This window comes from Pseudomonas sp. Pseusp97, from assembly GCF_047304025.1.
GTDB lineage: Bacteria > Pseudomonadota > Gammaproteobacteria > Pseudomonadales > Pseudomonadaceae > Pseudomonas.
Genome location: NZ_JBGLYK010000067.1, coordinates 1 through 24827, shown reverse-complemented (window position 1 = coordinate 24827; position 24827 = coordinate 1). Strand labels below are relative to the sequence as shown.

20 protein-coding genes are annotated in these 24827 nt (G+C 66.3%); all 20 read right to left on the bottom strand.

Annotation, left to right across the window (positions count from 1 at the left end):
* Positions 1 to 330: 330 nt before the first annotated feature.
* Positions 331 to 2979 carry an autotransporter outer membrane beta-barrel domain-containing protein gene (locus tag ACCC94_RS13760; RefSeq protein ID WP_413350030.1) on the bottom strand — a complete coding sequence of 883 codons (2649 nt, stop codon included), beginning with the start codon at positions 2977 to 2979 and terminating at the stop codon, positions 331 to 333.
* Between the two features lie 346 nt (positions 2980 to 3325).
* Positions 3326 to 3652 carry a hypothetical protein gene (locus tag ACCC94_RS13755; protein ID WP_413350028.1) on the bottom strand — a complete coding sequence of 109 codons (327 nt, stop codon included), beginning with the start codon at positions 3650 to 3652 and terminating at the stop codon, positions 3326 to 3328.
* A gap of 109 nt (positions 3653 to 3761) precedes the next feature.
* Positions 3762 to 5462 (bottom strand): urease subunit alpha, encoded by a 1701-nt coding sequence (ureC, locus tag ACCC94_RS13750; RefSeq protein WP_413350027.1) that lies wholly within the window; start codon positions 5460 to 5462, stop codon positions 3762 to 3764.
* A gap of 213 nt (positions 5463 to 5675) precedes the next feature.
* Positions 5676 to 5981: an urease subunit beta gene (locus ACCC94_RS13745; RefSeq protein WP_413350026.1), complete on the bottom strand. Its 306-nt coding sequence runs from the start codon at positions 5979 to 5981 to the stop codon at positions 5676 to 5678.
* Entirely contained in the window at positions 5978 to 6484 is a 507-nt protein-coding gene (locus ACCC94_RS13740; protein WP_413350024.1) for an N-acetyltransferase family protein, read from the bottom strand. The genes ACCC94_RS13745 and ACCC94_RS13740 overlap by 4 nt, the downstream gene beginning before the upstream one ends.
* A gap of 83 nt (positions 6485 to 6567) precedes the next feature.
* Entirely contained in the window at positions 6568 to 6870 is a 303-nt protein-coding gene (locus tag ACCC94_RS13735; RefSeq protein ID WP_192292874.1) for an urease subunit gamma, read from the bottom strand.
* Position 6871: 1 nt separating this feature from the next.
* Positions 6872 to 7705 (bottom strand): urease accessory protein UreD, encoded by an 834-nt coding sequence (locus ACCC94_RS13730; protein WP_413350023.1) that lies wholly within the window; start codon positions 7703 to 7705, stop codon positions 6872 to 6874.
* A 284-nt stretch (positions 7706 to 7989) separates the two neighbouring features.
* Positions 7990 to 8442: a GNAT family N-acetyltransferase gene (locus ACCC94_RS13725; protein WP_413350021.1), complete on the bottom strand. Its 453-nt coding sequence runs from the start codon at positions 8440 to 8442 to the stop codon at positions 7990 to 7992.
* 194 nt (positions 8443 to 8636) lie between these two features.
* Complete coding sequence (urtE, locus tag ACCC94_RS13720) at positions 8637 to 9335, bottom strand: urea ABC transporter ATP-binding subunit UrtE (protein WP_413350019.1); 699 nt, start codon at positions 9333 to 9335, stop codon at positions 8637 to 8639.
* A 163-nt stretch (positions 9336 to 9498) separates the two neighbouring features.
* Positions 9499 to 10353 carry an urea ABC transporter ATP-binding protein UrtD gene (urtD, locus tag ACCC94_RS13715; RefSeq protein WP_413350017.1) on the bottom strand — a complete coding sequence of 285 codons (855 nt, stop codon included), beginning with the start codon at positions 10351 to 10353 and terminating at the stop codon, positions 9499 to 9501.
* Entirely contained in the window at positions 10350 to 11429 is a 1080-nt protein-coding gene (urtC, locus tag ACCC94_RS13710) for an urea ABC transporter permease subunit UrtC (protein ID WP_413350015.1), read from the bottom strand. The genes urtD and urtC overlap by 4 nt, the downstream gene beginning before the upstream one ends.
* A 133-nt stretch (positions 11430 to 11562) precedes the next feature.
* A complete protein-coding gene (gene urtB / locus ACCC94_RS13705; protein ID WP_413350013.1) occupies positions 11563 to 13149 on the bottom strand; it encodes an urea ABC transporter permease subunit UrtB in 1587 nt (528 codons plus the stop codon).
* Positions 13150 to 13324: 175 nt separating this feature from the next.
* Complete coding sequence (urtA, locus tag ACCC94_RS13700; RefSeq protein ID WP_081515601.1) at positions 13325 to 14593, bottom strand: urea ABC transporter substrate-binding protein; 1269 nt, start codon at positions 14591 to 14593, stop codon at positions 13325 to 13327.
* Positions 14594 to 14830: 237 nt separating this feature from the next.
* Entirely contained in the window at positions 14831 to 15424 is a 594-nt protein-coding gene (locus tag ACCC94_RS13695) for a MarC family protein (protein ID WP_081515602.1), read from the bottom strand.
* Between the two features lie 277 nt (positions 15425 to 15701).
* Complete coding sequence (locus ACCC94_RS13690; RefSeq protein WP_413350010.1) at positions 15702 to 18563, bottom strand: response regulator; 2862 nt, start codon at positions 18561 to 18563, stop codon at positions 15702 to 15704.
* A 125-nt stretch (positions 18564 to 18688) separates the two neighbouring features.
* Positions 18689 to 19978: a phosphoribosylamine--glycine ligase gene (gene purD / locus ACCC94_RS13685; protein WP_413350008.1), complete on the bottom strand. Its 1290-nt coding sequence runs from the start codon at positions 19976 to 19978 to the stop codon at positions 18689 to 18691.
* Between the two features lie 235 nt (positions 19979 to 20213).
* The gene (gene purH, locus ACCC94_RS13680; protein WP_413350006.1) at positions 20214 to 21815 is read right to left on the bottom strand and encodes a bifunctional phosphoribosylaminoimidazolecarboxamide formyltransferase/IMP cyclohydrolase; all 1602 of its coding nucleotides are present in this window, start codon (positions 21813 to 21815) and stop codon (positions 20214 to 20216) included.
* Between the two features lie 87 nt (positions 21816 to 21902).
* A complete protein-coding gene (gene fis / locus ACCC94_RS13675) occupies positions 21903 to 22223 on the bottom strand; it encodes a DNA-binding transcriptional regulator Fis (protein WP_026078947.1) in 321 nt (106 codons plus the stop codon).
* Complete coding sequence (gene dusB / locus ACCC94_RS13670; RefSeq protein WP_413350003.1) at positions 22220 to 23227, bottom strand: tRNA dihydrouridine synthase DusB; 1008 nt, start codon at positions 23225 to 23227, stop codon at positions 22220 to 22222. The genes fis and dusB overlap by 4 nt, the downstream gene beginning before the upstream one ends.
* A gap of 221 nt (positions 23228 to 23448) precedes the next feature.
* Complete coding sequence (locus ACCC94_RS13665) at positions 23449 to 24675, bottom strand: DUF3426 domain-containing protein (protein ID WP_413350032.1); 1227 nt, start codon at positions 24673 to 24675, stop codon at positions 23449 to 23451.
* Positions 24676 to 24827 lie beyond the last annotated feature (152 nt).

The window sequence follows — 24827 nt, the reverse complement described above, 5'->3', positions numbered from 1 at the left end:
GTCGGGCCATCCCTGGCCCGACAGCGCTCTCGCGACATCCATGTCGCTCAACCCCTGAAACTTCGATTCAACGAGGCCTCCTGAACGGGGCGGTTCGGAGTGCGCGGATAATTCTCTGGAAACCTTCTGAACAGCCAAAGCCAAAGCCAAAGCCAAGGTCAGGAGATGGGTTCTTCGTAGGAGCGAGCTTGCTCGCGAACCGCATAACGTCGATGTCTGATTGTGGCTGCGGGCCATTGCCCGCGATCGCGCATGGCCTGTTTGTACGGGAATAGTCCGCAGAAAAAAGGCCGCCGTACTTGCGTACGGCGGCCCTGGTTCACGGCGGGGTCAGAAGTTGACTTTGAGTCCCAGCGTCACTGCCTGGTCGCGGTAGCCGTTGTCGCCGTATTGCTTGCCCACTTCACCCCAGACGTTGACCCGGCTGTTCACCTTGCTGGTGGCGCCGAGCTTCACTTCGAAGATGTCGCTGGCGCCGTCCATCTCGAACCGGGTGCTGCCCATCTTCGCGCCGAAGTCGTCGGTGTTGTGGATCCAGTTGGTTTCCACGTAGGGCTCCACACCGTAGGTGTTGGCGAACCCGCCTTCCTTGTTGCTGCGTACCGCGGCGCGAGCGCCGAGGCGGGTCATGATGTTGCCGTCGCCCTGGCCGGTGACCTTGGTGCCATTGGCCTCGCGGTGGCTGTCGGCCTTGACGCCCATGTAGACGACCTGCGCCTGTGGCTGCACGTAGTAGCTGGCGCTGTCGGTCTTCGCCACGGTGAAGGTCTTGCCGGCCTCGATGGAGGCGGTGATGCCCTTGGCGTCGTATTTCTCCTTGGCCAGTTGCTCGCCGCGTACCTCGGCATCGAAGTCATTCCACAGGACCCAGCTGTCGACGTAGGCGCCGTTCTCGTCGTCCTTGTTCTCGTACCAGGTGCCGTACACGCCCAGGCTGTAGCCGTCGATCTCGCCGCGCGAGCGGTAGCCGGTGATGCGCGACCTGGTGGTCGAGTTGCCGTTGGCGTAGCCGGCCATCACGCCGACGACCCAGTCGCCGTTGTCGGTCTGCTTGCGGTACAGGTCGCTGCCCAATTGCAGCACGTAGCGGTTGGACTCGGTCTTCAGCTGCCCGGTGCTGTCTTCCCAGCGGCTGGAGCCGTCGACGTTGCGCATCCAGAGCATCGAGGTGACCTGCTTGCCGGTGTCCGGATCGACATAAGTCAGGTTGCCGGTGCGGTCATGCAGGCGGTGCAGGAACATCGTGTTGGCCGCGGCGAGGTTGGCGGTATAGCTGCCGCCTTCGGGCTGGCGGACGCGCGCGTCGTCGCCCGGTTTCTCGGGGATCGGGCCCGGATCGAGCGGACCCGGCTCTTCAGGGCCCGGGTCGACGGGGCCGGGATCTTCGGGACCGGGATCGACAGGGTCGGGATCTTCCGGGTCCGGATCGGGACCAGGGCCGGGGCCCGGATCGATCGGGTCCGGATCTTCCGGCTCGGTCGGCTTGTACGAGGTCAGGTACCAGTCGCTGTCCGCGCCGGTCGAGCCGACGAAGCTGCCGCCACGGCGCAGCACATACTCGTAGCCGCCCTCGGTCACCCGGTCGGACTTGAACTCACCGGCCGAGGTGCCGCCGACGGTGATCATCTGGATGCCTTCCAGGGTTTCGGCGCCAGGGCCGTCGGTGTTGTTGACGGTGACCCGGGTCTCGCCCGAGGTGCTGCCGGTGATCGCCAGCTTGTCGGTCTCGGAGTTGTCGTCGCCCAGGTAGGTGTTCATCACCAGGTGACCGCCGCCGGTGAAGTCGCCGTCCACGGTCAGCGTCTTGTAGGTGTAGGCGCCGTGCTCGTCATGGCGGTCGTAGACCAGTTGCGCACCGTCGGTGAGCGAGAGGTTGGTGAGGTTGGAATTGCCGGTCATGAACCATCGGCTGGCGGCTCCGTCCATGGCGAGGTCGATCACCCCGTCGGTGGCGGTGCTGGTGGTGCCGTTGAGGTAGGAGCCGGCGGCCATCTTCAGGTCGAGCTTGCCCTGGTTCTCGGCGTAGAGCGCGACGCCCTTGCGGTTGGCGAGGTCCTCTGCTGCGCTGCTGTCGAGTACGTAGATCGCGGCGTTCTCCGAGACAATGCTGGAGTCCGCGCCGTTGGCGGCCATGGCGCGGTTGCCGTCGGAGACGGTGATTTTCGTATCGCCGAGCAGGTGAACCTGGCCACCCCGATCGCCACTGGCTGCTGCCAGGGTCTGCACATAAATGCCGTACGCGGCGGAGTGGGTGGTGGTGATATCGGTGCTGCCCAGCGTGATCTCGCCGCCTCGGTTGGCGAAAACGCCGTGGGCTGCACTGCCCGAGGTGCGAATCACGCTGTCATCGCCCAGGGTGACGGTGGCGTCTCCGGTGAATGTCGCTGCACCGGTATTGCGGTTGCCCGCGTACACCGCATAGCCATTGCCGTCCGAGGAGTTGCCGCCGGCGCCGGTGGTGGTGATCTGCGCGCGGTCACCGAGGGTGATGCTGTTGGTGCCGCCGTTCTTCGAGGTGTTGGCTCGTACGCCAATGCCGGAAGTACTTATCACCGCGTCGTCGCCAACGGTCACAGATGAGTTATAGGCGTTCTCGGTAACGTTGATTCCGTCGGCAGAGAAACCGGTGGTCTTGATGGTGAGGTTGTCGAAATTGAAGACGTTGGTGCCGTTGTTGGCCTGGATGGCATCGGCATAAATGCCGCCGGTGGTGATCGATAAGGTATCGATGGTCTGCCGGGTGCTGTTGCCGTAGATGCCAAAGCCGCGCAACCCGCCGGCGCCGCCGGTGGCACCCAGTGTGGTGCCGGTGTTGATCACGACGTTCTTGTAACCTGTTGGGTTGCCGTAATACAGCGTCACGTCGCAGGTGTAGGTGTCGCCGCTGCCGGAGCAGTCGGCAGCGGCCACGCCGGCCTGCCCCGCCAGGGCGATGGCCAGCGCGATGTGCGAGGCCAGAAGGGTCTTGGTAAAGCGCATTGCAAACCTCCTTGCACCGCTCGCCGTGGGGCGATGCGGGGCGGGTTTCCAGCGCCTGTGTGAGCCTGTCCTGGCGGGGGGATCGGAGCGTTCCGGATCGGGTCCTGTTTTCGCTGGAAGTTGCTTTGGGGAGGCATGGCCGCGAGCTGTCGCGCCACGCCGGACCCGCGGCCGGTAGGGCTCTTGCGGATCAGTGGGCACATTGTTCAGCTGGCGTTCAGGTAGCCGAATAAGACGAATCTCAATCGGCGGAAAGCGGGGTGGGGGATCGGGAAAAGTTTGATTTATGGCAAGGGCGCAAGCCGGACCGGGCATTGCGCGCCGGTCCGGACAAGCAGGGCGCGCCTTACTTGTTCAGCTTGACCACGTCACCGGAAACGGTGGTGGTGTAGCCGGTCAGGACCCAGGCCCAGAACCAGTTTTCCTGCACCTGGGTGTTGATCAGCGCATCGCCGCCCTTGGTCTTGACCGCGGCGTTCTGCGCACGGACGAAGCGGTCGTTCTGCTGGATCGGGATGAAACCGAACAGCAGGATTCCGGTGGCCTTGCCTTCGCCGTGGCCGACCACGGTGTACTGCTCGGGGCTGTAGGTCTGGGTCTTCATCGGGGTGCCGGTGCAGCCGGCGAGGACGGCGGCGGCCAGCAGGGTGGCAGCGATACGGGTGAACTTCACGTGACTCTCCTGAGTTGAAAAACCCGGGACTCTTTCCCGGGGTGCGCAGGGTAGCCATCAAAACGCCATGTTGGAAGCGGACAAGGCGTCGCGCCGATGGAAACCTTCCTCAGAACAGGAAATAGCGCTGCGCCATCGGCAGCACGTCCGCCGGTTCGCACCACAGCAACTGCCCGTCCGCGCGCACCTGGTAGTTCTGCGCATCGACCTCGATGTGCGGCAGGTAGGCGTTGTGGATCAGGTCGGTCTTCTGCACGCTGCGGCAACCCTTCACCACGCCGATGGCCTTGCGCAGCCCCAGTTCGTGGTGCACGCCTGCGTCGAACGCGGCCTGGCTGAGGAAGGTCAGGCAGGTGGCGTGGCGGCTGCCGCCGAAGCTTGCGAACATCGGCCGGTAGTGCACCGGCTGCGGCGTCGGGATCGAGGCGTTGGCATCGCCCATCAGGCTTGCGGCGATGGCGCCGCCCTTGAGGATCAGGCTCGGCTTCACGCCGAAGAAGGCCGGGCGCCAGAGCACCAGGTCGGCCAGCTTGCCCACTTCGATGCTGCCCACTTCATGGGCCACGCCATGGGTGATCGCCGGGTTGATGGTGTACTTGGCGATGTAGCGCTTGGCGCGGAAGTTGTCGTTGCGCGCGCCGTCGCCGTCCAGCGCGCCGCGCTGCTTTTTCATCTTGTCGGCGGTCTGCCAGGTGCGCGTGATCACTTCGCCGACACGGCCCATGGCCTGGCTGTCGGAGCTGATCATGCTGAAGGCGCCGAGGTCGTGGAGGATGTCCTCGGCGGCAATGGTCTCGCGGCGGATGCGCGACTCGGCGAAGGCCACGTCCTCGGCGATGCTCGGGTCCAGGTGGTGGCAGACCATGAGCATGTCCAGGTGTTCGTCGATGGTGTTGCGGGTGAAGGGCCGGGTCGGGTTGGTCGAGCTGGGCAGCACGTTGGCGAAGCCGCAGGCCTTGATGATGTCCGGCGCGTGGCCGCCACCGGCGCCTTCGGTGTGGTAGGTGTGGATGGTGCGGCCCTTGAACGCTGCCAGGGTGGTTTCGACGAAGCCGGACTCGTTGAGCGTGTCGGTGTGGATCGCCACCTGCACGTCGAAGCGGTCGGCCACGGAAAGGCAATTGTCGATGGCCGCCGGGGTGGTGCCCCAGTCCTCGTGCAGCTTCAGGCCGATGGCGCCGGCGCGTACCTGTTCCTCCAGCGGCAGCGGCAGGCTGGCGTTGCCCTTGCCGGTGAAGCCGATGTTCATCGGGAAGGCGTCGGCGGCCTGGAGCATACGCGCCATGTGCCACGGGCCGGAGGTGCAGGTGGTGGCCTTGGTGCCGGTGGCCGGCCCGGTGCCGCCGCCGATCATGGTGGTGACCCCGCTCATCAGTGCCTCTTCGATCTGCTGCGGGCAGATGAAGTGGATATGCGTGTCGATGCCGCCGGCGGTGAGGATCATGCCTTCGCCGGCGATCACTTCGGTGCTGGCGCCCAGGGCGATGGTCACGCCGGGCTGGATGTCCGGGTTGCCGGCCTTGCCGATGGCGGCGATGCGACCGTGCTTGAGGCCCACGTCGGCCTTGACGATGCCCCAGTGATCGAGGATCAGCGCGTTGGTGATCACCGTGTCGACGACCTGCGCGGCGCACAGCTGGCCCTGGCCCATGCCGTCGCGGATGACCTTGCCGCCGCCGAATTTCACTTCCTCGCCGTAGACGGTGAAGTCCTGCTCCACTTCGATCCACAGGCCGGTATCGGCCAGGCGCACGCGGTCGCCGACGGTAGGGCCGAACATGTCGGCGTAGGCTTGGCGGCTGATTTTCATCGGGGCTCCTTGGCGGTTGGCGTTATTCGGTTTTCTTGCTGAACCCTAGCGCGGGGCTGAACCACTCCCTCTCCCTAACCCTCTCCCTGAAGGGAGACGGGACCGTTCGGCGCAGGATGAAATCACTGCATCAGTCGGCACGAACAGCTCCCTCTCCCGTCGGAGCGGGGCGTGCAGCCAGGGCGGAGGAGAGGGGCTCTTATTGGCACGGACTCACAACGCGCCCATCACCCGTCCTGCAAATCCATAAACCTTGCGCTCGCCGGCCAGCTCGACCAGCTCGACCTCGCGGCTCTGCCCCGGCTCGAAGCGCACGGCGGTGCCCGCCGCAATGTTCAGGCGCATGCCGCGCGCCGCGTCGCGGTCGAACAGCAGCGCGTCGTTGGTTTCGAAGAAGTGGTAGTGCGAGCCGACCTGGATCGGCCGGTCGCCACTGTTGGCCACCGTCAGGGCGAGGGTGCGGCGGCCGGCGTTGAGTTCGATCTCGCCGCTCTGGATGTCGTATTCGCCAGGGATCATGGGGAGCTCCGTGGGTCGAGGATCAGTTGCATGAAGGTCAGGTCCAGCCAGCGGCCGAATTTCTGGCCCACCTGTGGCATCTGCCCGGTGATGAGGAAGCCCAGGCGCTCGTGCAGGCGGATCGACGCCGTATTACCGCTCTCGATGGCCGCGACCATCACATGCAGGCCCTGGGCGCGAGCGCGCTCGATCAGCGCCTGCATCAGCAGCGGGCCGAGGCCCTTGCCGCGCTGGTCGGCGCGTACGTAGACCGAGTGCTCCACCGTCTCGCGGAAGCCGTCGAAGGCGCGCCAGGGGCCGTAGCTGGCGTAGCCCACCACCTCGCCGCCGTCCTCGGCCACCAGCACCGGAAAGCCCTGCTGCGCGCGCAATTCCAGCCAGGCGCGGCGGTTTTCCAGGTCGATGGCGGCCTCGTTCCAGATCGCGGTGGTGTTGAGCACGGCGTCGTTGTAGATGTCGCGCAGACTGCCGAGGTCGGCTTGGCTGGCGTCGCGGATGAACATGTCGGTTCCTCGGTTTCGTAGGGCGAATGAAGCGGTACGCTTCATCCGCCATTGTCTTTGCGCCGCCGGTCGGGCGTGCGCGATCAAGCGATGGGCTGGTGCACGGTGACCAGCTTGGTGCCGTCCGGGAAGGTGGCTTCCACCTGGATCTCCGGGATCATTTCCGGCACGCCTTCCATCACCTGTTCACGGGTCAGCAGCGTGGTGCCGTAGTGCATCAGGTCGGCGACCGTCTGGCCATCCCGCGCACCCTCGAGCAGGGCGGCGGAAATCAGTGCCACGGCTTCCGGGTAGTTGAGCTTCACCCCTCGGGCGAGGCGGCGCTCGGCGACCAGGCCGGCGGTGAAGATCAGCAGCTTGTCTTTTTCGCGGGGCGTCAGGTCCATCTCAGGTGCTCCAGATTCGTGGCGGAACGGCCTCGCGGCCGAGCAGCGCGGGCCGCAGCCGGCGCCAGAGTTCGATGAGCCAGGCGCGGGCGTGCAGCGCCTCGTGGGCGAGGCAGCGGGCGACCACCAGGCCGGGCAGTTGGGTGAGGTTGCCGCGCCCCCGGCAGGGGATGGCGCGACAGGCTTCGATCAGCGCTGCGTCGATCTGCCCGCTGGCGATCAGCGTCGCCATCACCGGGTGGCCGGCAAGGCCGATGGGCGAATCCAGCAGGCGGTCATTGCCCGTCACGCGTTGGCGCTCGTGCCACAGGCGCTGGCCGTCGCGGCGGATGTCCAGGGCGGCGGAGAAGTGACCTTCGTCGAAGCGCTCGCCACTGGCCGGGCGGCCGAGGGCGACGATGTCCCAGTAGAACAGCCGGGCGTCCGCTTCCAGGTCGATGCGGGTGGTCAGCTCGGCCTGAGCGCCGGAATAGACGATGGTTTCCTGTGGCAGCCATTCCAGGGTGGCGCCGGGGGCGACGCGGATGTCCAGCTGCTGCTTGGCCGGACAGCCGGCGCGGTACCACTTGGCCGCGCCGGGGCTGGTGAGTTGCGCCCAGCTGTCCTGGCCCGCGTGGATATCGAGATTGAGCGTGTCACTACCGGCGATGCCGCCGGGCGGGTGCACGACGATGTGCTGGCAGACCTGCGGCCCTTCCGCATACAGGTGCTTCTGCACCCGCAACGGCCCGCGATGGCGCCGGGTGACCGGCCGTGTGCAGTCGCCGATGCGGGCGTAAGCCAGCTCCAGCTCGGCGTGCCAGGCGGGGTGGAAGAGGGTGGCCGGTGCGTTCATGGGCAGCTGCGAAACGGAGGATGCACGGGACAGAGCAATCAGCGTGCCGGACGCGCCAGGATAGTGCGCGATGTCTTACGTTTGCGCTGAAGGCTGCGCGGGGCCGGCGTTTCGAACCGACTCAAGGGTTTGTCCAGTCGGTCAGGTATGGGCGCGGTTGCGGTGCAACATCGCTGCGCACGCACTCAAACGGTGCGTAGGAGCGGACTCTGTCCGCGATTGATTCGCCTCCCGCGCAGGGATAGGCCGATCGCGGATGAATCCGCTCCTACAAGAGCCGTGCCTCAGCCCAGCTGCTTGCGCATGTACACCCGGCGGAAGCCGTTTTCCAGCCGGCGCGCGTATTCCTGGTAGCCGTTTTTCGCGTACAGCTCGATGTTCTCCACCATGCGCTCGTTGGTGTAGAGGTACAGCGACGGGTAACCCAGCTGCGCGGCGGCTTGCTCGGCGTGCACCAGCAGCTCGCGGCCGATGCCTTGCCCGGCGCACTCGGGGAGCACGGCGATGTTGTCGAGCAGGAAACCTTCGTCGGTCTCGCGCATGACCAGCAGGCCGACCGGCGCGCCATCCTGTTCGGCAATCAGCACGCGGTCCTCGGCGATCACTGCGTGGTAGTCGTCGAGCATCGGCCCCGGCTTGCGGCCCAGCTTGGGAATCCATTGGGCATAGGCCGCCGCCACGCAGACCGCGGCGAATCCGGCGTCGTCGTTGACGGCGGGACGCAGGGTGATCGGCATGGCGGGCTCCAGAAATAACCAGTACGGGGCCTGGCAGCTTGCCACCCGTCGCCGTCATCCGCCAGTGACAGGTCGTCTCATGATCGGGCCATGGTTCGCGAGCAATAACGATGGCGTCCCCCTCGCTCCTACAGGTGGAGCACATGCGCTCTGCGTAGGAGCGAGCTTGCTCGCGAACCCGCCGACAGGTGGGCTCAGATCGTAACCAAACCCCGTACACCGTCGCTTTCCATGTCCGCACCACGCCCCTGCTGGACGATCTCGCCGCGGGACATCACCAGGTACTGGTCGGCCAGTTCGGCGGCGAAATCGTAGAACTGCTCCACCAGCAGGATGGCCATGTCGCCGCGTTCGGCGAGCTTGCGGATCACCGCGCCGATTTCCTTGATCACCGACGGCTGGATGCCTTCGGTGGGTTCGTCGAGGATCAGCAGGCGCGGCCGGCTGGCAAGCGCGCGGCCGATGGCGAGTTGTTGCTGCTGGCCGCCGGAGAGGTCGCCGCCGCGGCGCTGCTTCATCTCCCGCAGCACCGGGAACAGCTCGTAGATGAACTCCGGCACCGCCTTGGCTTCGCCAGCGCTGAACCGCGACAGGCCCATCAGCAGGTTTTCCTCCACGGTGAGGCGCGGAAAGATTTCCCGCCCCTGCGGCACGTAGGCGATGCCGGCATGCACGCGCTGGTGCGGCCTGAAGCCGGTGATCGGCTTGCCCTCCCAGCTGACCTTGCCTTCCTTGGCCGGCACCAGGCCCATCAGGCAGCGCAGCAGGGTGGTCTTGCCCACGCCGTTGCGGCCGAGCAGGCAGGTGACCTCGCCTATCTTCGCGTCGAACGACAGGCCACGCAGGATGTGGCTGCCGCCGTAGTACTGGTGCAGTTTGTCGACTTGCAGCATGGGAGTTGCCCTTGTGGAGAGTCGTGATGATTCGTGTATGGCTGCCGTGTACCGGGAGCTGTTGGGTATCGCTTCGCTCCACGCCAACCTACGCCGCGCCTTCCGGCGAAAGGTGTACGTAGGATGGGTGGAGCGCAGCGATACCCATGCTGTGGAGCGAGCGTCAGCGCCCCAGATAAACCTCGATCACCTGCTCGTTCGCCTGCACTTCCTCCAGCGAACCCTCGGCCAGTACATGCCCCTGGTGCAACACGCTGACGTGGTCGGCGATGCTGCCGACAAAACCCATGTCGTGCTCCACCACCATCAGCGAATGCTGGCCGGCGAGGGACTTGAACAGCTCGGCGGTGAACTCGGTCTCGGCGTCGGTCATGCCCGCCACCGGCTCGTCCAGCAACAGCAATTGCGGCTCCTGCACCAGCAGCATGCCGATCTCCAGGAACTGCTTCTGCCCGTGGGAGAGCAGGCCGGCGGGGCGGTTGCGCGACTCGCGCAGGCGGATGGTGCCGAGCACTTCCTCGATGCGGTCCTTCTGCTCGCCGGAAAGCTTCGCCCGCAGGCTGGCCCACACCGACTTGTCGGTCTTCTGCGCAAGCTCCAGGTTCTCGAATACCGAGAGCGCCTCGAACACCGTGGGCTTCTGGAACTTGCGGCCGATGCCGGCCTGGGCGATCTCCACCTCGCTCATGCGGGTGAGGTCGAGGGTCTCGCCGAAGAACGCCTTGCCGCTGTCGGGGCGGGTCTTGCCGGTGATCACGTCCATCAGCGTGGTCTTGCCCGCGCCGTTGGGGCCGATGATGCAGCGCAGCTCGCCGACACCGATGTACAGCGTGAGGTCGCGCAGGGCGCGGAAGCCGTCGAAGCTGACGTTGATGTCTTCCAGGGTGAGGATGGTGCCGTGGCGCACGTCCAGCTGGCCGCTGGCGCTCGAGCCGATGCCGATGGCATCGCGGCTGGCGCCCGGGTCGCGGTTGGGGTCGTAGGCCGGTTCCAGCATCAGGTGGGGGACCGCTCTCATTGCTCTTTCTCCCGCTTGATCAGGCCGAGGATGCCGCGCGGCAGGTACAGGGTGACGACGATGAACAGCGCGCCGAGGAAGAACAGCCAGTACTCGGGGAAGGCCACCGTGAACCAGCTCTTCGCGCCGTTCACCACGCCGGCGCCGAGCAGCGGGCCGATCAGCGTGCCGCGCCCGCCGAGGGCGACCCAGACGGCGGCCTCGATGGAGTTGGTCGGCGACATCTCGCTGGGGTTGATGATGCCCACCAGCGGCACGAACAGCGCGCCGGCCAGGCCGCAGAGCACGGCGCTCAGGGTCCAGACGAAGAGCTTGTAGCCGCGCGGGTCGTAGCCGCAGAACATCAGGCGGTTCTCGGCATCGCGCAGCGCGGTGAGTACCCGGCCGAACTTGCTGCGCGCCAGGGCGAAGCCGATGGCCAGGCTCGCCGCCAGCAACAGGACGATGGCGATGAACAGCGCCACGCGGGTGCCCGGCGCCGTGATCGAGAAGCCCAGGATGCTGCGGAAGTTGGTGAAGCCGTTGTTGCCGCCGAACCCCGTCTCGTTGCGGAAGAACAGCAGCATGCCGGCGAAGGTCAGCGCCTGGGTCATGATCGAGAAGTACACGCCCTTGATCCGCGAGCGGAAGGCGAAGAAGCCGAACACCAGCGCCAGCAGGCCGGGCGCCAGCACCACCAGGCACAGCGCCCAGAGGAAGTGCTGGGTGCCGGCCCAGTACCAGGGCAGCTCCGTCCAGGAGAGGAAGGTCATGAACGCCGGCAACTGGTCGCCGGCGGCCTCGCGCATCAGGTACATGCCCATGGCGTAGCCGCCCAGGGCGAAGAACAGCCCGTGGCCCAGCGACAACAGGCCGGCATAGCCCCAGACCAGGTCCAGCGCCAGGGCGACGATGGCGTAGCAGAGGATCTTGCCGGTGAGGGTCAGCCCATAGGCGGACAGGTGCAGCACGTGGCTTTCCGGCAACAGGTGCAGCAGCGGCAGGACCAGCAGCGCGATGAGCGCGGCGCCGACGAGACTGGCGGTTAGTTTCGGGCCGGCCTTCTGCGCGGCCGTCACGGTGAGTGGCTGGTTCATCGGCGAGCCTCCCCTGCACTCTGTAGGAGCGAGCTTGCTCGCGAACCCGCCCAGCTCCAGTGCCACCGGAAAATCCGTTCGCGAGCAAGCTCGCTCCTACGAAGAGCATTCACTTCAGACATTGGTGTGTTCATCAATCGATGACCCTCCCTTTCAGAGCGAAGAGCCCCTGCGGACGTTTCTGTATGAACAGGATGATCAGCGCGAGGATCAGGATCTTGCCCAGCACCGCGCCGATCTGCGGTTCGAGGATCTTGTTCGCCACGCCCAGGCCGAAGGCGGCGAACACGCTGCCGGCGAGCTGGCCGACACCGCCGAGCACAACCACCAGGAAGGAGTCGATGATGTAGCTCTGGCCCAGGTCCGGACCGACGTTGCCGACCTGCGACAGCGCCACCCCACCGAGGCCGGCGATGCCGGAACCGAGGCCGAAGGCGAGCATGTCCACGCGGCCGGTGGGCACGCCGCAGCAGGCGGCCATGTTGCGGTTCTGGGTGACGGCGCGGACGTTCAGGCCCAGCCGCGTGCGGTTGAGCAGCAGCCAGGTGAGCGCCAGCACGAACAGCGCGAAGCCGATGATGACGATGCGGTTCCACGGCAGCACGAGGTTGGGCAGCACCTGGATGCCGCCGGACAGCCAGGCCGGGTTGGCCACCTCGACGTTCTGTGCGCCGAACAGCACGCGCACCAGCTGGATCAGCACCAGGCTGATGCCCCAGGTGGCGAGCAGGGTTTCCAGCGGGCGGCCGTAGAGGTGGCGGATCACCGTGCGCTCCAGCGCCATGCCGATGCACGCGGTGACCAGGAAGGCCACCGGCAGGGCGAGCAGCGGGTACAGCTCCAGTACGCCGGGGGCGTAACGCTGGCAGAGCAGCTGCACCACGTAGGTGGAGTAGGCGCCGAGCATCAGCATCTCGCCGTGGGCCATGTTGATCACCCCGAGCAGGCCGTAGGTGATCGCCAGGCCCAGCGCGGCGAGCAGCAGGATCGAGCCGAGCGACAGGCCGCTGAAGGCCTGGCCGAACAGGTCGCCGATCAGCAGCCGGCGCTTGACCTGGCCGAGGCTGGTGGCGGCGGCGGTGCGCACCGAGTCGTCGGGTTCGACGGCAGGGTCGAGCAGATTCTCCAGGCGGGTGCGTGCCTGCGGGTCGCCGGATTCACCGAGCAGGCGCACGGCGGAGAGGCGCACTGCCGGGGCCGGGTCGGCCAGCTGCAGGTTGGCCAGGGCCAGTTGCAGGGCGGCTTTGACGCCGTCGTCGGATTCTTCGTTGAGGCGGTATTCGAGCAGCGTGCGCTGCGCCGGGCGGGCGCTCTTCTGCAGCTGGCGCGCGGCCTCCAGGCGCACCGCGGGGCTGTCGGCGACCAGTTGGTGGCTGGCCATCGCAGTGTTCACCAGGCCGCGCAGACGGTTGTTCAGGCGCAGCTTGTCGGGCTCGCCGACCGGCGCGGCGCCGCCGTCCGCGGGCTGGTATTGCCCGTCACTGCCGAGCAGGAAGGCGCGCCCCTGGGCATCGACGGCCAGGCGGCCGGACTGGATGGCTTCCAGCAGCGGCAGGCGGTTGGCGTCGGGAGCCGCAGCCCATTGTTCAAGCAGTTTGGCGCGAGCGTCGTTGTCAGCGCTGGCGAAGTCCTGCGCGGGGCTGGCGAAGGCAAGCTGCGGCAGCAGCGCGGCCAGTGCCAGCGTGCAGAAGCGGAGCAGGTGGAGCAGGGCAGTGGGCATGGTTTGTTTTCCCTGTGAGGCGGGTGTGGGCTGATGCACCCTCTCCCCAGCCCTCTCCCTGAAGGGAGAGGGAGCTGTCCGTGCCGGCTGGTGTCGTGGTTTCAACCTGCGCCATACGGTCCCCTCTCCCTTCAGGGAGAGGGTTAGGGAGAGGGGCTCTGCAACCCGCTCCGGATCAGTTGCTGCGCACCGCGTAATCCGGCTTCTTGTCGTTGCCCGGAATGAACGGGCTCCACGGCTGGGCGCGGATCGGCTCGGGGGTCTTCCAGACCACGTTGAACTGGCCGTTGTCCTCGATCTCGCCGATCATCACCGGCTTGTGCAGGTGGTGGTTGGTCTTGTCCATGGTCAGGGTGAAGCCCGACGGCGCCTTGAAGGTCTGCCCGCCCATGGCCTCGCGGACCTTGTCGACATCGGTGCTGCCGGCTTTCTGCACGGCCTGCGCCCACATGTGGATGCCGACGTAGGTGGCTTCCATCGGGTCGTTGGTCACGGCGGTGCTGTAGTTGGGCAGGTTCTTCGCCTTGGCATAGGCCTTCCAGTCGGCAACGAACTTGCTGTTCTCCGGGTTCTTCACCGATTCGAAGTAGTTCCACGCGGCGAGGTTGCCCACCAGCGGCTTGGTGTCGATGCCGCGCAGCTCCTCCTCGCCGACGGAGAAGGCCACCACTGGCACCTCGGTGGCTTCCAGGCCCTGGTTGGCCAGTTCCTTGTAGAAGGGCACGTTGGAGTCGCCGTTGACGGTGGAGATCACTGCGGTCTTGCCGCCGGCGGAGAACTTCTTGATGTCGGCGACTATGGTCTGGTAGTCGCTGTGGCCGAACGGCGTGTAGACCTCCTGGATGTCCTTGTCGGCCACGCCCTTGCTGTGCAGGAAGGCGCGCAGGATCTTGTTGGTGGTGCGCGGATAGACGTAGTCGGTGCCCAGCAGGAAGAAGCGCTTGGCCGCGCCGCCGTCCTCGCTCATCAGGTATTCCACCGCCGGGATGGCCTGCTGGTTCGGCGCCGCGCCGGTGTAGAAGACGTTGGGCGACATTTCCTCACCCTCGTACTGCACCGGGTAGAACAGCAGGCCGTTGAGCTCCTCGAACACCGGCAGCACGGATTTGCGCGACACGCTGGTCCAGCAGCCGAAGACCACCGCGACCTTGTCCTGGGTCAGCAGCTGGCGCGCCTTCTCGGCGAACAGCGGCCAGTTCGAGGCCGGGTCGACCACCACCGCTTCGAGCTTCTTGCCGTTCACCCCGCCCTTGGCATTGATCTCGTCGATGGTCATCAGCGCCATGTCCTTGAGCGAAGTCTCGGAGATCGCCATGGTGCCGGACAGCGAATGCAGGATGCCGACCTTGATGGTCTCGGCGGCCTGGGAGCTGAACGGGAACAGACCGGTGAGCAGCAGGGCGCTCATGGCCAGCGTACTTTTCAACAGCGGACGACGTTTCATCGCGGCAGCCTCCTTGGCTATCCAGGGGCGGGGAGTTGCCGGTGCGGCAGCTTCCCCGGAAATGGGGCGATCCGTGGACGGGATCGAAGCTGCCATCGCAGCATCCGTGCCAAGCAGGCAAAAGCCTCGGCGTAGATGGGCCGCGCGCGATTTTCTGTCGTAATGGTGAGGTTTTTCAGTGCGCAGCTTTGGTGCGCCGGGCGCCGGTTGGTGCGCGGCGCTCCCCAAAGCAGCGCGTCATTGCGGGAGGAAGTAGCCGCGCACGCCGGTCATGATGATCTGCGCGGCGAGGGCGCAGACGAACAATCCCATTAGCCGGCTGACGATCATCAGGCCCTGCTCGCCGAGGACCTTCTCGATCTTGTCCGAGAGGTAGAGCGTCACGCCTACCGTCAGGCAGGCCAGGAAGATCGCCGCCAGGGCCGACAGCTTGTGTTCCCAGTCCTGGTTCACGCCCATCACCAGCAACGCACCGATGGTGCCGGGGCCGACGGTGATGGGGATGGTCAGCGGGACGATGGTGACGTCCTGTTGCACGTTGTCCGCTTGCACCGCCGAACGCCCCTGGGCCATGCCCAGCGCGGAGATGAACAGCACGCTGCCCGCGCCGATGCGGAAGGCGTCGGCGGTGATGCCGAACAGGGTGAAGATATAGCGCCCGAACAGGTACAGCAGCACGCTGGCGATCAGCGCCGCCAGGGCCACGCGCCAGGCCATGCGCTTGCGGTCGCGCGGAGCGAAGCCGCGGTTCAGGCTGATGAAGCAGGAAAGGACGAAGAACGGGCTGTAGAGCACCAGCATCTTCAGGTACACGCTGAACATCACTTGCATGGGAACGACTCGTCCGGATTGAGAGGGCGCGGCAGGGCAAAGCATAGCGGTTGGGGCGGTGGGCGGCATTGCGGCGGGGCAAATGCCCGCTGTCCGCGCCTGCGCGCGGAGGAGGCTGTGCCTGTAGGAGCGAGCTTGCTCGCGAACAGATTTCCGGAGACGTCGGAGCTGGGCGGGTTCGCGAGCAAGGGCTAGGCGCCCCCCTTGGTCCTACGAAAAACTGGCCGGCAGGTTGATTGCTCCTGCACCAAGGGACGCAACGTGCGGGAAGGGGAAATCAGGACGGCAGCGCCTGACTCTGCTGGCGCAGGCGACGATCACGCTCGCCCACCCAGTAGGCCACCAGTTCGCGCAGTTGCGAGAGCTCCACCGGCTTGGCCATGTGGCCGTCCATGCCGACCAGTCGCGCGCGTTCCTTGTGTTCGCTGAGGATGTGCGCGGTGAGCGCCACCACCGGGGTGTGCGGCCGCTGTTCGCTGGCTTCCCAGGCGCGCAGGCGCTCGGTGGCGGAGAAACCGTCGAGCACCGGCATCTCGCAGTCCATCAGCACCAGGTCGTACTGGGTGGACTTCATTGCGGCCAGGGCTTCCTCGCCGTTGCTGGCGGTATCGGGCTGCAGGTTGAGCTTGCTCAGCATGCCGCGGATGACCTTGGTGGAGATGCTGTTGTCCTCGGCGACGAGGATGCGGAAATCGGTCGGCGGCACGTTCGACGCCGGCTCGCTCGCTGGCGACAGGTAGTTGCTGACGCCGCTCGGGCCGCGCTGCGACAGCTCTTCGGCGAGGGTCGCCTTGAGCGTGTAGCCGGCCACCGGTTTGGCGAGGATGCGCTTGATGCCGGCGTTGCGCGCGATGATCTTGCTCGGCGCATTGCTGATCCCGGTGAGCATGATCAGCAGCAGGTCGTGGTTGATATTCGGGTCTTCCTGGATCTTGGTGGCCAGCTGCATGCCGGTCATGCCGGGCATGTCCTGGTCGAGCAGGACCACGTCGAAGTACTCGCGCAGGTGCGCCTTGGTGCGCAGCTGGGCCAGCGCTTCCTTGCCCGAGGACACCGCGCTGACGTTCATGCCCCAGGCGCTGCATTGCTGCACCACCACCTTGCGGCAGGTCTGGTTGTCGTCCACCACCAGCAGGCGGGCCCCCTGCAGCGGGCTGTCGAGGTCGGCACCGGCCTGGTCGATCTGCTGCGGGTCCAGCGGCAGGCTGAGCCACAGCAGGTTGCCGGCGCCTTCGGCGCCCTGGCCGCTTTCGATACCGCTCTCGATGCCAAAGTCGCCGGACATCAGGCGGATCAGCTGGCGCGCGATGATCAGGCCGAGGCGGCTGCTCATGCGGGTGGCGGAGAAGAAGTCGCGGCTGTGCAACTCGGCGGTGAGCAGCGCCTGGCGGTCGGCGCTGTCCAGCGGGCGGCCGCTGTCCTGCACGGCGATGCGCAGGCGCGGACGCTCCGGCGGGCCGTCGAGGGCGACGACGAGGAGGATCTCGCCCTCGTCGGTCTGCTTGAAGGCGTTGTCCAGCAGGCTCAATACGGCCTGGCGCAGGCGCGTCGGGTCGCCGCTGACGATGCGCGGCACCTGCGGCTGGGTGAAGCTGATCAGCTCCACCTTCTGCTGCTCGGCCTTGGCGCGGAAGATCGCCAGGCAATCCTCGATCAGCGCGCCGAGGTCGAACTGCACCTCGTCCAGCTCGATCTGCCCGGACTCCAGCTTGGAGATGTCGAGGATCTCGTTGATCAGCGAAAGCAACTCGTTGCCCGCGCTGTGGATGGTCTGCACGTAGTCGCGCTGCTTGGCCGAAAGCGGGGTGCCGAGCAGCAGTTCGGTCATGCCCAGCACACCGTTCATGGGCGTGCGGATCTCGTGGCTGATCTTGGCCAGGAAATCGCCCTTGGCCTGCAACTCCGCCGCATGCGCCGCCTCGCTGGTGCGCTGCTGCAGGTTGAGCTGCTGCAGCAGGCGCTGGCGCTCGGTGAGCGACACGCTGAGGATGAAGCCGGCGAGGGTGGCGAAGCTGAACACGCCCAGTACCAGCCAGCCCGGCTCCAGCTGGTGGGTGCCGAACAGTACCGGCAGGAACACCAGGAAACCGCCGTTGAACACCAGCATGCCGATGGTGACCAGGCGAGCCGGGCGGTAGCCGTGGTACCAATGCCAGGCGGCCACCAGCGGCACGCTGAGCGAACAGAGGATCACCAGCAGGTAGACCAGCCAGCTGAACCAGAACACCTGGGTGAAGGCGATGAGCATGCCGATCAGCAGGATTGCCAGTGCCTCGGCCTGGAGCAGGCGATTGAGCGGGCTGTCCACGGTGCCGCGGAAGAAGCTGGCCGCAAAGCCCAGCAGGCAGACGGCGGCGCCCAGGGCACCCAGGTCGGCGACCAGCGACTGGTTGAACGTCAGCCAGGGCAGGGCGAAGGCCACCAGCCCCAGGTTGGCGGCGGCGCAAAGCGCCAGCGAACCGTGCATCGCCGCCAGCCACAGGCTGCTGGTGCTGCTGCGCATGTAGGCGAAGCGGGTGAGGTTGTACAGCGTCAGCAGTAGCATGGCGCCCAGGAGCATGCCGAAGAAGTACGCCGGACGCTCCAGGGCGACCAGGCCGGCGTCGTCGATCTGCTCGAACCAGGCCATCAGCGGATGGTTGGAGGTCATCCGCACGTAGAGCGTCATCGGCTGGCCATCGGTGGGCAGCGCGAAGAGGTAGGAGCGCGACGGCAGCGGGCGCTCCTGGAACGGCCGGAGTTCACCGGTGTGCAGCTGTTTTTGCAGCTGACCGTCCTGCACCAGGTAGTAATCGAGGTACTGAACGCGCGGGGCGAAGATCCACAGCCAGCTGGGGCGCTGCTGCGCCGGCAGCTGCACTTGCAGCCAGACGGCCTGGGAACTGGCGGGGTAGATGAAGGAGTGTCTGTCGAGCGGGAAGAATTGCTGTTTGCGTTGCAGGACGTCGGCGATCTGCAGTTGCGCGCTCTCGTCGCGCAGGACGTTCCACTGCGAAGTCGGGGGCGGCGGTGTCGAGGTATTACGCAGGACAACGGACTGCCGCGCCTGGGTTGCATCGCCATTACTCGACGCAGCCAGCGCAGGCAACAGCAGCACGAGGCTGACAAGGAGTCCTATGGCAATCCAGAGCCGACGCACGGCGAAGTCCCTTCGGTAGTGAGTGGTCGGATTATAGCCAAGTGCACTGAGGCCCGGAATCCACCCGTGCACGCGGGGATCAGGGTAGCGGAGGCGTCCGACGGGGGACGCCTCCGTCCGTCGGATCAGCCCTCGCCGCGTTCGCGGGCGATGGCGCGATAGCCGATGTCCTTGCGGTAGAAACTGCCGTTCCAGCGGATCTTCTCGGCCAGGCGATAGGCCTGTTCCTGGGCCGAAGAGACGGTCGGGCCGATGGCGGTGGCGCACAGTACGCGGCCGCCGGCCGTGACGATCTGGCCGTCCTTGAGCGCGGTGCCGGCATGGAACACCTTGCCGTCGAGCTTGGCTGCTTCTTCCAGACCGAAGATAGCGTCACCCTTGGCGTAGTCGCCCGGGTAGCCGCCCGCGGCGATCACCACGCCCACGGTGGGACGCGGGTCCCAGGTGGCTTCGACCTTGTCCAGCGCCTTGGCCAGCGCGGCCTCGACCAGCAGCACCAGCGACGATTCCAGGCGGACCATGATCGGCTGGGTTTCCGGATCGCCGAAGCGGCAGTTGAACTCGATGACCTTGGGCTTGCCGCTCTTGTCGATCATCAGGCCGGCGTAGAGGAAGCCGGTGTAGACGTTGCCTTCCTCGGCCATGCCGCGCACGGTCGGGTAGATCACTTCGTCCATCACGCGCTGGTGCACGTCGGCAGTCACTACCGGAGCGGGGGAGTACGCGCCCATGCCGCCGGTGTTCGGGCCGCTGTCGCCGTCGCCGACGCGCTTGTGGTCCTGGCTGGTGGCCATGGGCAGCACGTTCTGGCCGTCGACCATGACGATGAAGCTGGCTTCCTCGCCGTCGAGGAACTCTTCGATCACCACCCGCGAACCCGCGTCACCGAAGGCGTTGCCGGCGAGCATGTCGCGCACGGCGTCTTCGGCTTCGGCCAGGGTCATGGCGACGATCACGCCCTTGCCCGCGGCCAGGCCGTCGGCCTTGATCACGATGGGCGCGCCTTTCTCTTTCAGGTAGGCCAGCGCCGGCTCGACTTCGGTGAAGTTCTGGTAGTCGGCGGTGGGAATCTTGTGGCGCGCCAGGAAGTCCTTGGTGAAGGCCTTGGAGCCTTCCAGCTGGGCGGCGCCGGCGGTGGGGCCGAAGATGTCCAGGCCGCGGGCGCGGAACAGGTCGACCACGCCTTTGACCAGCGGAGCCTCGGGGCCGACGATGGTCAGCTGCACGTTCTTCGCGGCGAAGTCGGCCAGTTCTTCCAGGGCCAGTACGTCGATGGCGACGTTCTCGCACTTGGCTTCAGTGGCGGTGCCGGCGTTGCCCGGCGCGACGAAGACCTTCTGCACGCGCGAATCCTGCGCGACCTTCCAGGCCAGCGCGTGCTCGCGACCGCCGCTGCCGATGATGAGTACGTTCATTGGAAATCTCCTGAACAGTTCCGGCTTTGCCGGATTGTTGGGTATCGCTTCGCTCCACCCAACCTACGAATTCTCACGATCAGCCCGCTCTTCACGAACCGATCTCAAGGGGCGCGATCGGGCCTGCAGATGCAAGGCGCCCGGCACTTCACCCAGCGGAGTTGCCTTCTGGCAATGAGCATGGGGGAAGGGCCGGGCAACGCCGCAGATGCGGGTCCGAGTGCGGCCTTACCGCTTAATGGCGGAAATGGCGCATGCCGGTGAACACCATCGCAATGCCGGCTTCGTCAGCGGCGGCGATCACCTCGTTGTCGCGCATCGAGCCACCCGGCTGGATCACCGCGGTGATGCCGGCCTTGGCGGCGTTATCGATGCCGTCGCGGAACGGGAAGAAGGCGTCGGAAGCCATGACCGCGCCCTTCACTTCCAGGCCGGCATGCTCGGCCTTGATGGCGGCGATGCGGGCGGAGTTCACGCGGCTCATCTGGCCGGCGCCGACACCGACGGTCTGGCGGTTCCTGGCATAGACGATGGCGTTGGACTTGACGAACTTGGCGACTTTCCAGGCGAAGATCAGGTCATGGATTTCCTGCTCGCTCGGGGCGCGCTGGGTGACGATCTTCAGGTCGTCGGCGGTGATCATGCCGATGTCGCGGCTCTGTACCAGCAGGCCGCCGTTGACGCGCTTGAAGTCCCAGCCGGCAGGGCGCTCGGCCGGCCACTCGCCGCATTCCAGCAGGCGCACGTTGGCCTTGGCAGCGACCACGGCACGGGCGGCCTCGGAGACTTTCGGGGCGATGATGACTTCGACGAACTGGCGCTCGACGATGGCCTGGGCGGTCTCGCCGTCCAGCTCGCGGTTGAAGGCGATGATGCCGCCGAAGGCCGACTCGGTGTCGGTGGCGTAGGCCAGGTCGTAGGCCTTGCGGATACCGCCTTCGTTTTCCGGGACCACGGCGACGCCGCACGGGTTGGCGTGCTTGACGATGACGCAGGCCGGCTTGACGAAGCTCTTCACGCACTCCAGCGCGGCGTCGGTGTCGGCCACGTTGTTGAACGAGAGTTCCTTGCCCTGCAGCTGGATGGCGGTGGAGACGCTGGCCTCGCCGCCCTCGACGTAGAACGCCGCGCTCTGGTGCGGGTTCTCGCCGTAGCGCATGTCCTGGGCCTTGATGAACTGGCTGTTGAAGGTGCGCGGGAACTGCAGGCGATTCTCGGTGGAGAGGGTTTCGGCGTCCTGGTCGATGGTGCCCAGGTAGTTGGCGATCATGCCGTCGTAGGCGGAGGTGTGCTCGAACGCCTTGAGGGCCAGGTTGAAGCGCTGGGCGTAGGTCAGACCGCCGTCCTTGAGGGCCGCGATGACGCCTGCGTAGTCGGTGGAGTTGACCACGATGGCGACGTCCTTGTGGTTCTTCGCCGCGCTGCGGACCATGGTCGGGCCGCCGATGTCGATGTTCTCGATGGCGTCGGGCAGGGTGCAGCCGGGCTTGGCCACGGTGGCGGCGAAGGGGTACAGGTTGACCGCGACCAGGTCGATCGGCTTGATGCCGTGCTCCTGCATCACCGCGCCGTCGATGTCGCGACGGCCGAGGATGCCGCCGTGGACTTTCGGGTGCAGGGTCTTCACACGGCCGTCCATCATCTCCGGGAAGCCGGTGTAGTCGGCCACTTCCACGGCGGCGATGGCGTTGTCCTTGAGCAGCTTGTAGGTGCCGCCGGTGGAAAGGATCTCCACGCCAAGGGCAGCCAGCTCACGGGCAAAATCGACGACGCCGGTCTTGTCGGAAACGCTGATCAGCGCACGGCGGACGGGCAGGCGGGTGGTTTGGTCGGTCATAACGGCTTCCACAAAGGCTTCGGGCTTTTCGCGTGTCAGGCGTGGGCCCGGCTGACCTTGTGGTCGCGGGCCCGCGCCTGCCACCTGTCAGAGAAGATCGTACTGCTTGAGTTTCTTGCGCAGGGTGCCGCGGTTCAGCCCCAGCAGTTCGGAGGCTTTGGTCTGGTTACCCTTCACGTAGTTCATGACGGTTTCCAGCAGCGGCGCTTCGACTTCGCAAAGCACCATGTTGTACACGTCCGTGACCGGCTGCCCTTCGAGATGGGCGAAATAGTTGTGCAGTGCCTTTTCCACGCTGTCGCGGAGGGTCTGACCCTCCTGCGTCGGGGTGGTCAGGTGCTGTTTAAGGTTGGCGTTGTCGCTCACGGGTGTCATTCCACTCACTAATGTCTCGGTCATCGTTGTCATGCGGCCACCCCTTCTCCGTTATTGTGGCGCTCGGCGAAGAACTGCCTGACGCTGGCGCTCTGTGCATCCGTGTCCTGCAAACGATTGAACTGGGAGCGGAACTCCGCCGCTCCCGGTAGGGTTGCGAGGTACCAGCCCACATGCTTGCGGGCAATTCGCACACCCATTTCCTCCCCATAAAACGCATGCAATGCAGCGAGGTGCTCGAGCAGGATGCCCTGCACCTCGTGCAGACTCGGCGCCGGCAACAGCTCGCCGGTGCAGAGGTAATGATCGATCTCGCGGAAGATCCAGGGATTGCCCTGGGCGGCGCGGCCGATCAGCAGGGCATCCACGCCCGTCTGCTCGAAAACCTGCCGTGCCTTGCGCGGCGAATCGATATCACCGTTGGCGAAGACCGGAATCGAAACCGCCTGCTTTATCGCCGCGATGGTTTCGTACTCCGCCTCGCCGGTGTAGAGGTCGGCACGGGTCCTGCCGTGCACCGCCAGCGCCTGGATGCCCGACTGCTCGGCGATCCGCGCCACCGTCACACCGTTCCTGTTCGACCGGTCCCAACCGGTGCGAATCTTCAGGGTGACGGGAACCTCCACGGCCGCGACCACCGCCTCGAGGATGTCGGCCACCAGCCGTTCATCCTTCATCAGCGCGGAACCCGCAGCCTTATTGCATACCTTCTTTGCCGGACAGCCCATGTTGATGTCGATGATCTGGGCGCCGAGCTCCACGTTGCAGCGTGCAGCCTCCGCCAGCATCTGCGGGTCGCCACCGGCGATCTGCACCGAACGCGGCTGGTCCTCGTGGTCGTGCTGCAGGCGCAGGCGCGACTTGCGGCTGTTCCACAGGCGGACGTCGCTGGTGACCATCTCCGAGACCACCATGCCGGCGCCGAGGCGACGGCACAGCTGGCGGAACGGACGATCGGTGACGCCGGCCATCGGGGCCAGGATCAGTCTGTTGGGCAGTGTGTAGGAGCCGATGCGTACCACCGACTGGTTTTCCATGGTCAATGGGGCGGGAACACCGAGGCGCCGCGCGTTACGGACTCGCGGGAGCGTTTCGGGGCCTGCCACCGGTGCTAGCAAAAAAGGGAGGGCATGATACCCGCTCTCGATGACCGGATAAAGGCGATTTTGGATAAATTCTGAACAGCTGCGGGCTTAGCACCCAAGGTAGGAAGACGAGCGGAGCTGGCGTTGCGCGGCGCTTTGAGCTACCCGCCGGGTCATTCCGGCGAGTGGAAGCTCAGGCTGTAGTTCACCGCCTTGGGACCCGGATCGAGGATATCCAGGGAGATGTGGATCGGCGTCTGCGGCGGCATCTCGCTCTGCCCGGCCAGCTCGCCCGAGAGGTATTCGCTGGGCTTGAAGCGGCGGCTGGCGATCAGCTGGCCGTTCAGGTCGGCGAAGCGCATCTCCAGCAGCGGGAAGGGCTGCGAGAAGTTCGCGCGGTTGTAGATGATCGCGTCGACCACCAGGGCGCCGCTGAAGTCCGGGTGGCTGCGCACCACCAGGTTGCTGCTGCGGATCTGCTCCACGTCGACCTTGGAGGGCAGGGTGCAACCCAGCTCCGGGCAGGCCTGGGCGAACCAGGGGCGGTACTGGTCCTGGCGGGCCAGTTCGTCGAAGTGATAGGCGATGTACTGCCCGGCGAGGCCGGCCAGGGCCAGCAGCACCAGCAACAGCCAGAACAGGCGCCGGCCCCAGCGGCTTTTCGGCTTCTGCCAGTCGAGCTGCAGGGGTTCGTCGTTGAGGTCGTGCAGTCCGCCCTCCGGCAGGGCGGGCTCGGCGCGGCGGTTGTCGGCCAGCGGCGGCTCTTCGTCCAGGTCGTCGTCCGCTTCGGGTTCGTCGTCATCGCGGCGGGCGCTGAAGGCGGGAAGCTTGTCGTCGTCGGTTTCCACCCGCAGAGGCTCGATGCGCCGGGGCAACGGGTCGATGCTCGGCTCGTCTTCCGGTTCCTCCTGCGGATCTTCGGGCTCGGGCTCCTTGTCCGCCACCAGGCGTGCGCTGGCGGGCGGTTCCTGAGGCTCGTCGGCGGGCAGGCGTCCAAGGCTGGGTTCCTGGCGGGAAGCACGGCTGGTGCGATTCTGCTCCTCTTCCAGCAGGGCTTCGGCCCAGCGCTCGTCGTGCGGGTCGCGCTTGTCTTCCTGGCGGGTCTGCAGCGCTTCGCTGGGACGCGGTGCGCGGTCGATGCTGAGGAATTCCTGGGACAGCTCGAACTCATCGAGCTTGGCCAGTTCCTCGTCGAGATTGAGGCTGTCCAGGTCGAGATCGTCGTGTATCCACAGCGTTTCGTCCTTCTTCGACGGCGCGGGAGTCGTCCTCGACGGCTCGCTGCTCACAGTTGCCGACGGGGTAATCACCGGGGCCGCGGCGGCGGGCGGAGGGGATTCGACGGCAGGGGCCGGTTTTGCTGCCACCTCGGGTTCAACGACGACAGGCTTTTCCGCCACATCGCTGGAGTGCCGCGCGGCGTGGGGCGCCAATGGCCAGCCGAGGGTGGCGGTGCCCGGAGCGGCAGGCGCTGTCGGCCTTTCGGGAGTGAAGGTAGTGAAGGTCGGCGCGGGGATCGGCGCCGGTGCCGGCTGCGCTACCGGTGCGGGCG

Excerpts from the sequence above, each read along its gene's own strand:
- ACCC94_RS13760 (WP_413350030.1), bottom strand. The coding sequence starts at position 2,979 with ATGCGCTTTACCAAGACCCTTCTGGCCTCGCACATCGCGCTGGCCATC.
- ureC (WP_413350027.1), bottom strand. The coding sequence starts at position 5,462 with ATGAAAATCAGCCGCCAAGCCTACGCCGACATGTTCGGCCCTACCGTC.
- ACCC94_RS13745 (WP_413350026.1), bottom strand. The coding sequence starts at position 5,981 with ATGATCCCTGGCGAATACGACATCCAGAGCGGCGAGATCGAACTCAAC.
- ACCC94_RS13740 (WP_413350024.1), bottom strand. The coding sequence starts at position 6,484 with ATGTTCATCCGCGACGCCAGCCAAGCCGACCTCGGCAGTCTGCGCGAC.
- ACCC94_RS13735 (WP_192292874.1), bottom strand. The coding sequence starts at position 6,870 with ATGGACCTGACGCCCCGCGAAAAAGACAAGCTGCTGATCTTCACCGCC.
- ACCC94_RS13730 (WP_413350023.1), bottom strand. The coding sequence starts at position 7,705 with ATGAACGCACCGGCCACCCTCTTCCACCCCGCCTGGCACGCCGAGCTG.
- ACCC94_RS13725 (WP_413350021.1), bottom strand. The coding sequence starts at position 8,442 with ATGCCGATCACCCTGCGTCCCGCCGTCAACGACGACGCCGGATTCGCC.
- urtE (WP_413350019.1), bottom strand. The coding sequence starts at position 9,335 with ATGCTGCAAGTCGACAAACTGCACCAGTACTACGGCGGCAGCCACATC.
- urtD (WP_413350017.1), bottom strand. The coding sequence starts at position 10,353 with ATGAGAGCGGTCCCCCACCTGATGCTGGAACCGGCCTACGACCCCAAC.
- urtC (WP_413350015.1), bottom strand. The coding sequence starts at position 11,429 with ATGAACCAGCCACTCACCGTGACGGCCGCGCAGAAGGCCGGCCCGAAA.
- urtB (WP_413350013.1), bottom strand. The coding sequence starts at position 13,149 with ATGCCCACTGCCCTGCTCCACCTGCTCCGCTTCTGCACGCTGGCACTG.
- urtA (WP_081515601.1), bottom strand. The coding sequence starts at position 14,593 with ATGAAACGTCGTCCGCTGTTGAAAAGTACGCTGGCCATGAGCGCCCTG.
- ACCC94_RS13695 (WP_081515602.1), bottom strand. The coding sequence starts at position 15,424 with ATGCAAGTGATGTTCAGCGTGTACCTGAAGATGCTGGTGCTCTACAGC.
- purD (WP_413350008.1), bottom strand. The coding sequence starts at position 19,978 with ATGAACGTACTCATCATCGGCAGCGGCGGTCGCGAGCACGCGCTGGCC.
- purH (WP_413350006.1), bottom strand. The coding sequence starts at position 21,815 with ATGACCGACCAAACCACCCGCCTGCCCGTCCGCCGTGCGCTGATCAGC.
- fis (WP_026078947.1), bottom strand. The coding sequence starts at position 22,223 with ATGACAACGATGACCGAGACATTAGTGAGTGGAATGACACCCGTGAGC.
- dusB (WP_413350003.1), bottom strand. The coding sequence starts at position 23,227 with ATGGAAAACCAGTCGGTGGTACGCATCGGCTCCTACACACTGCCCAAC.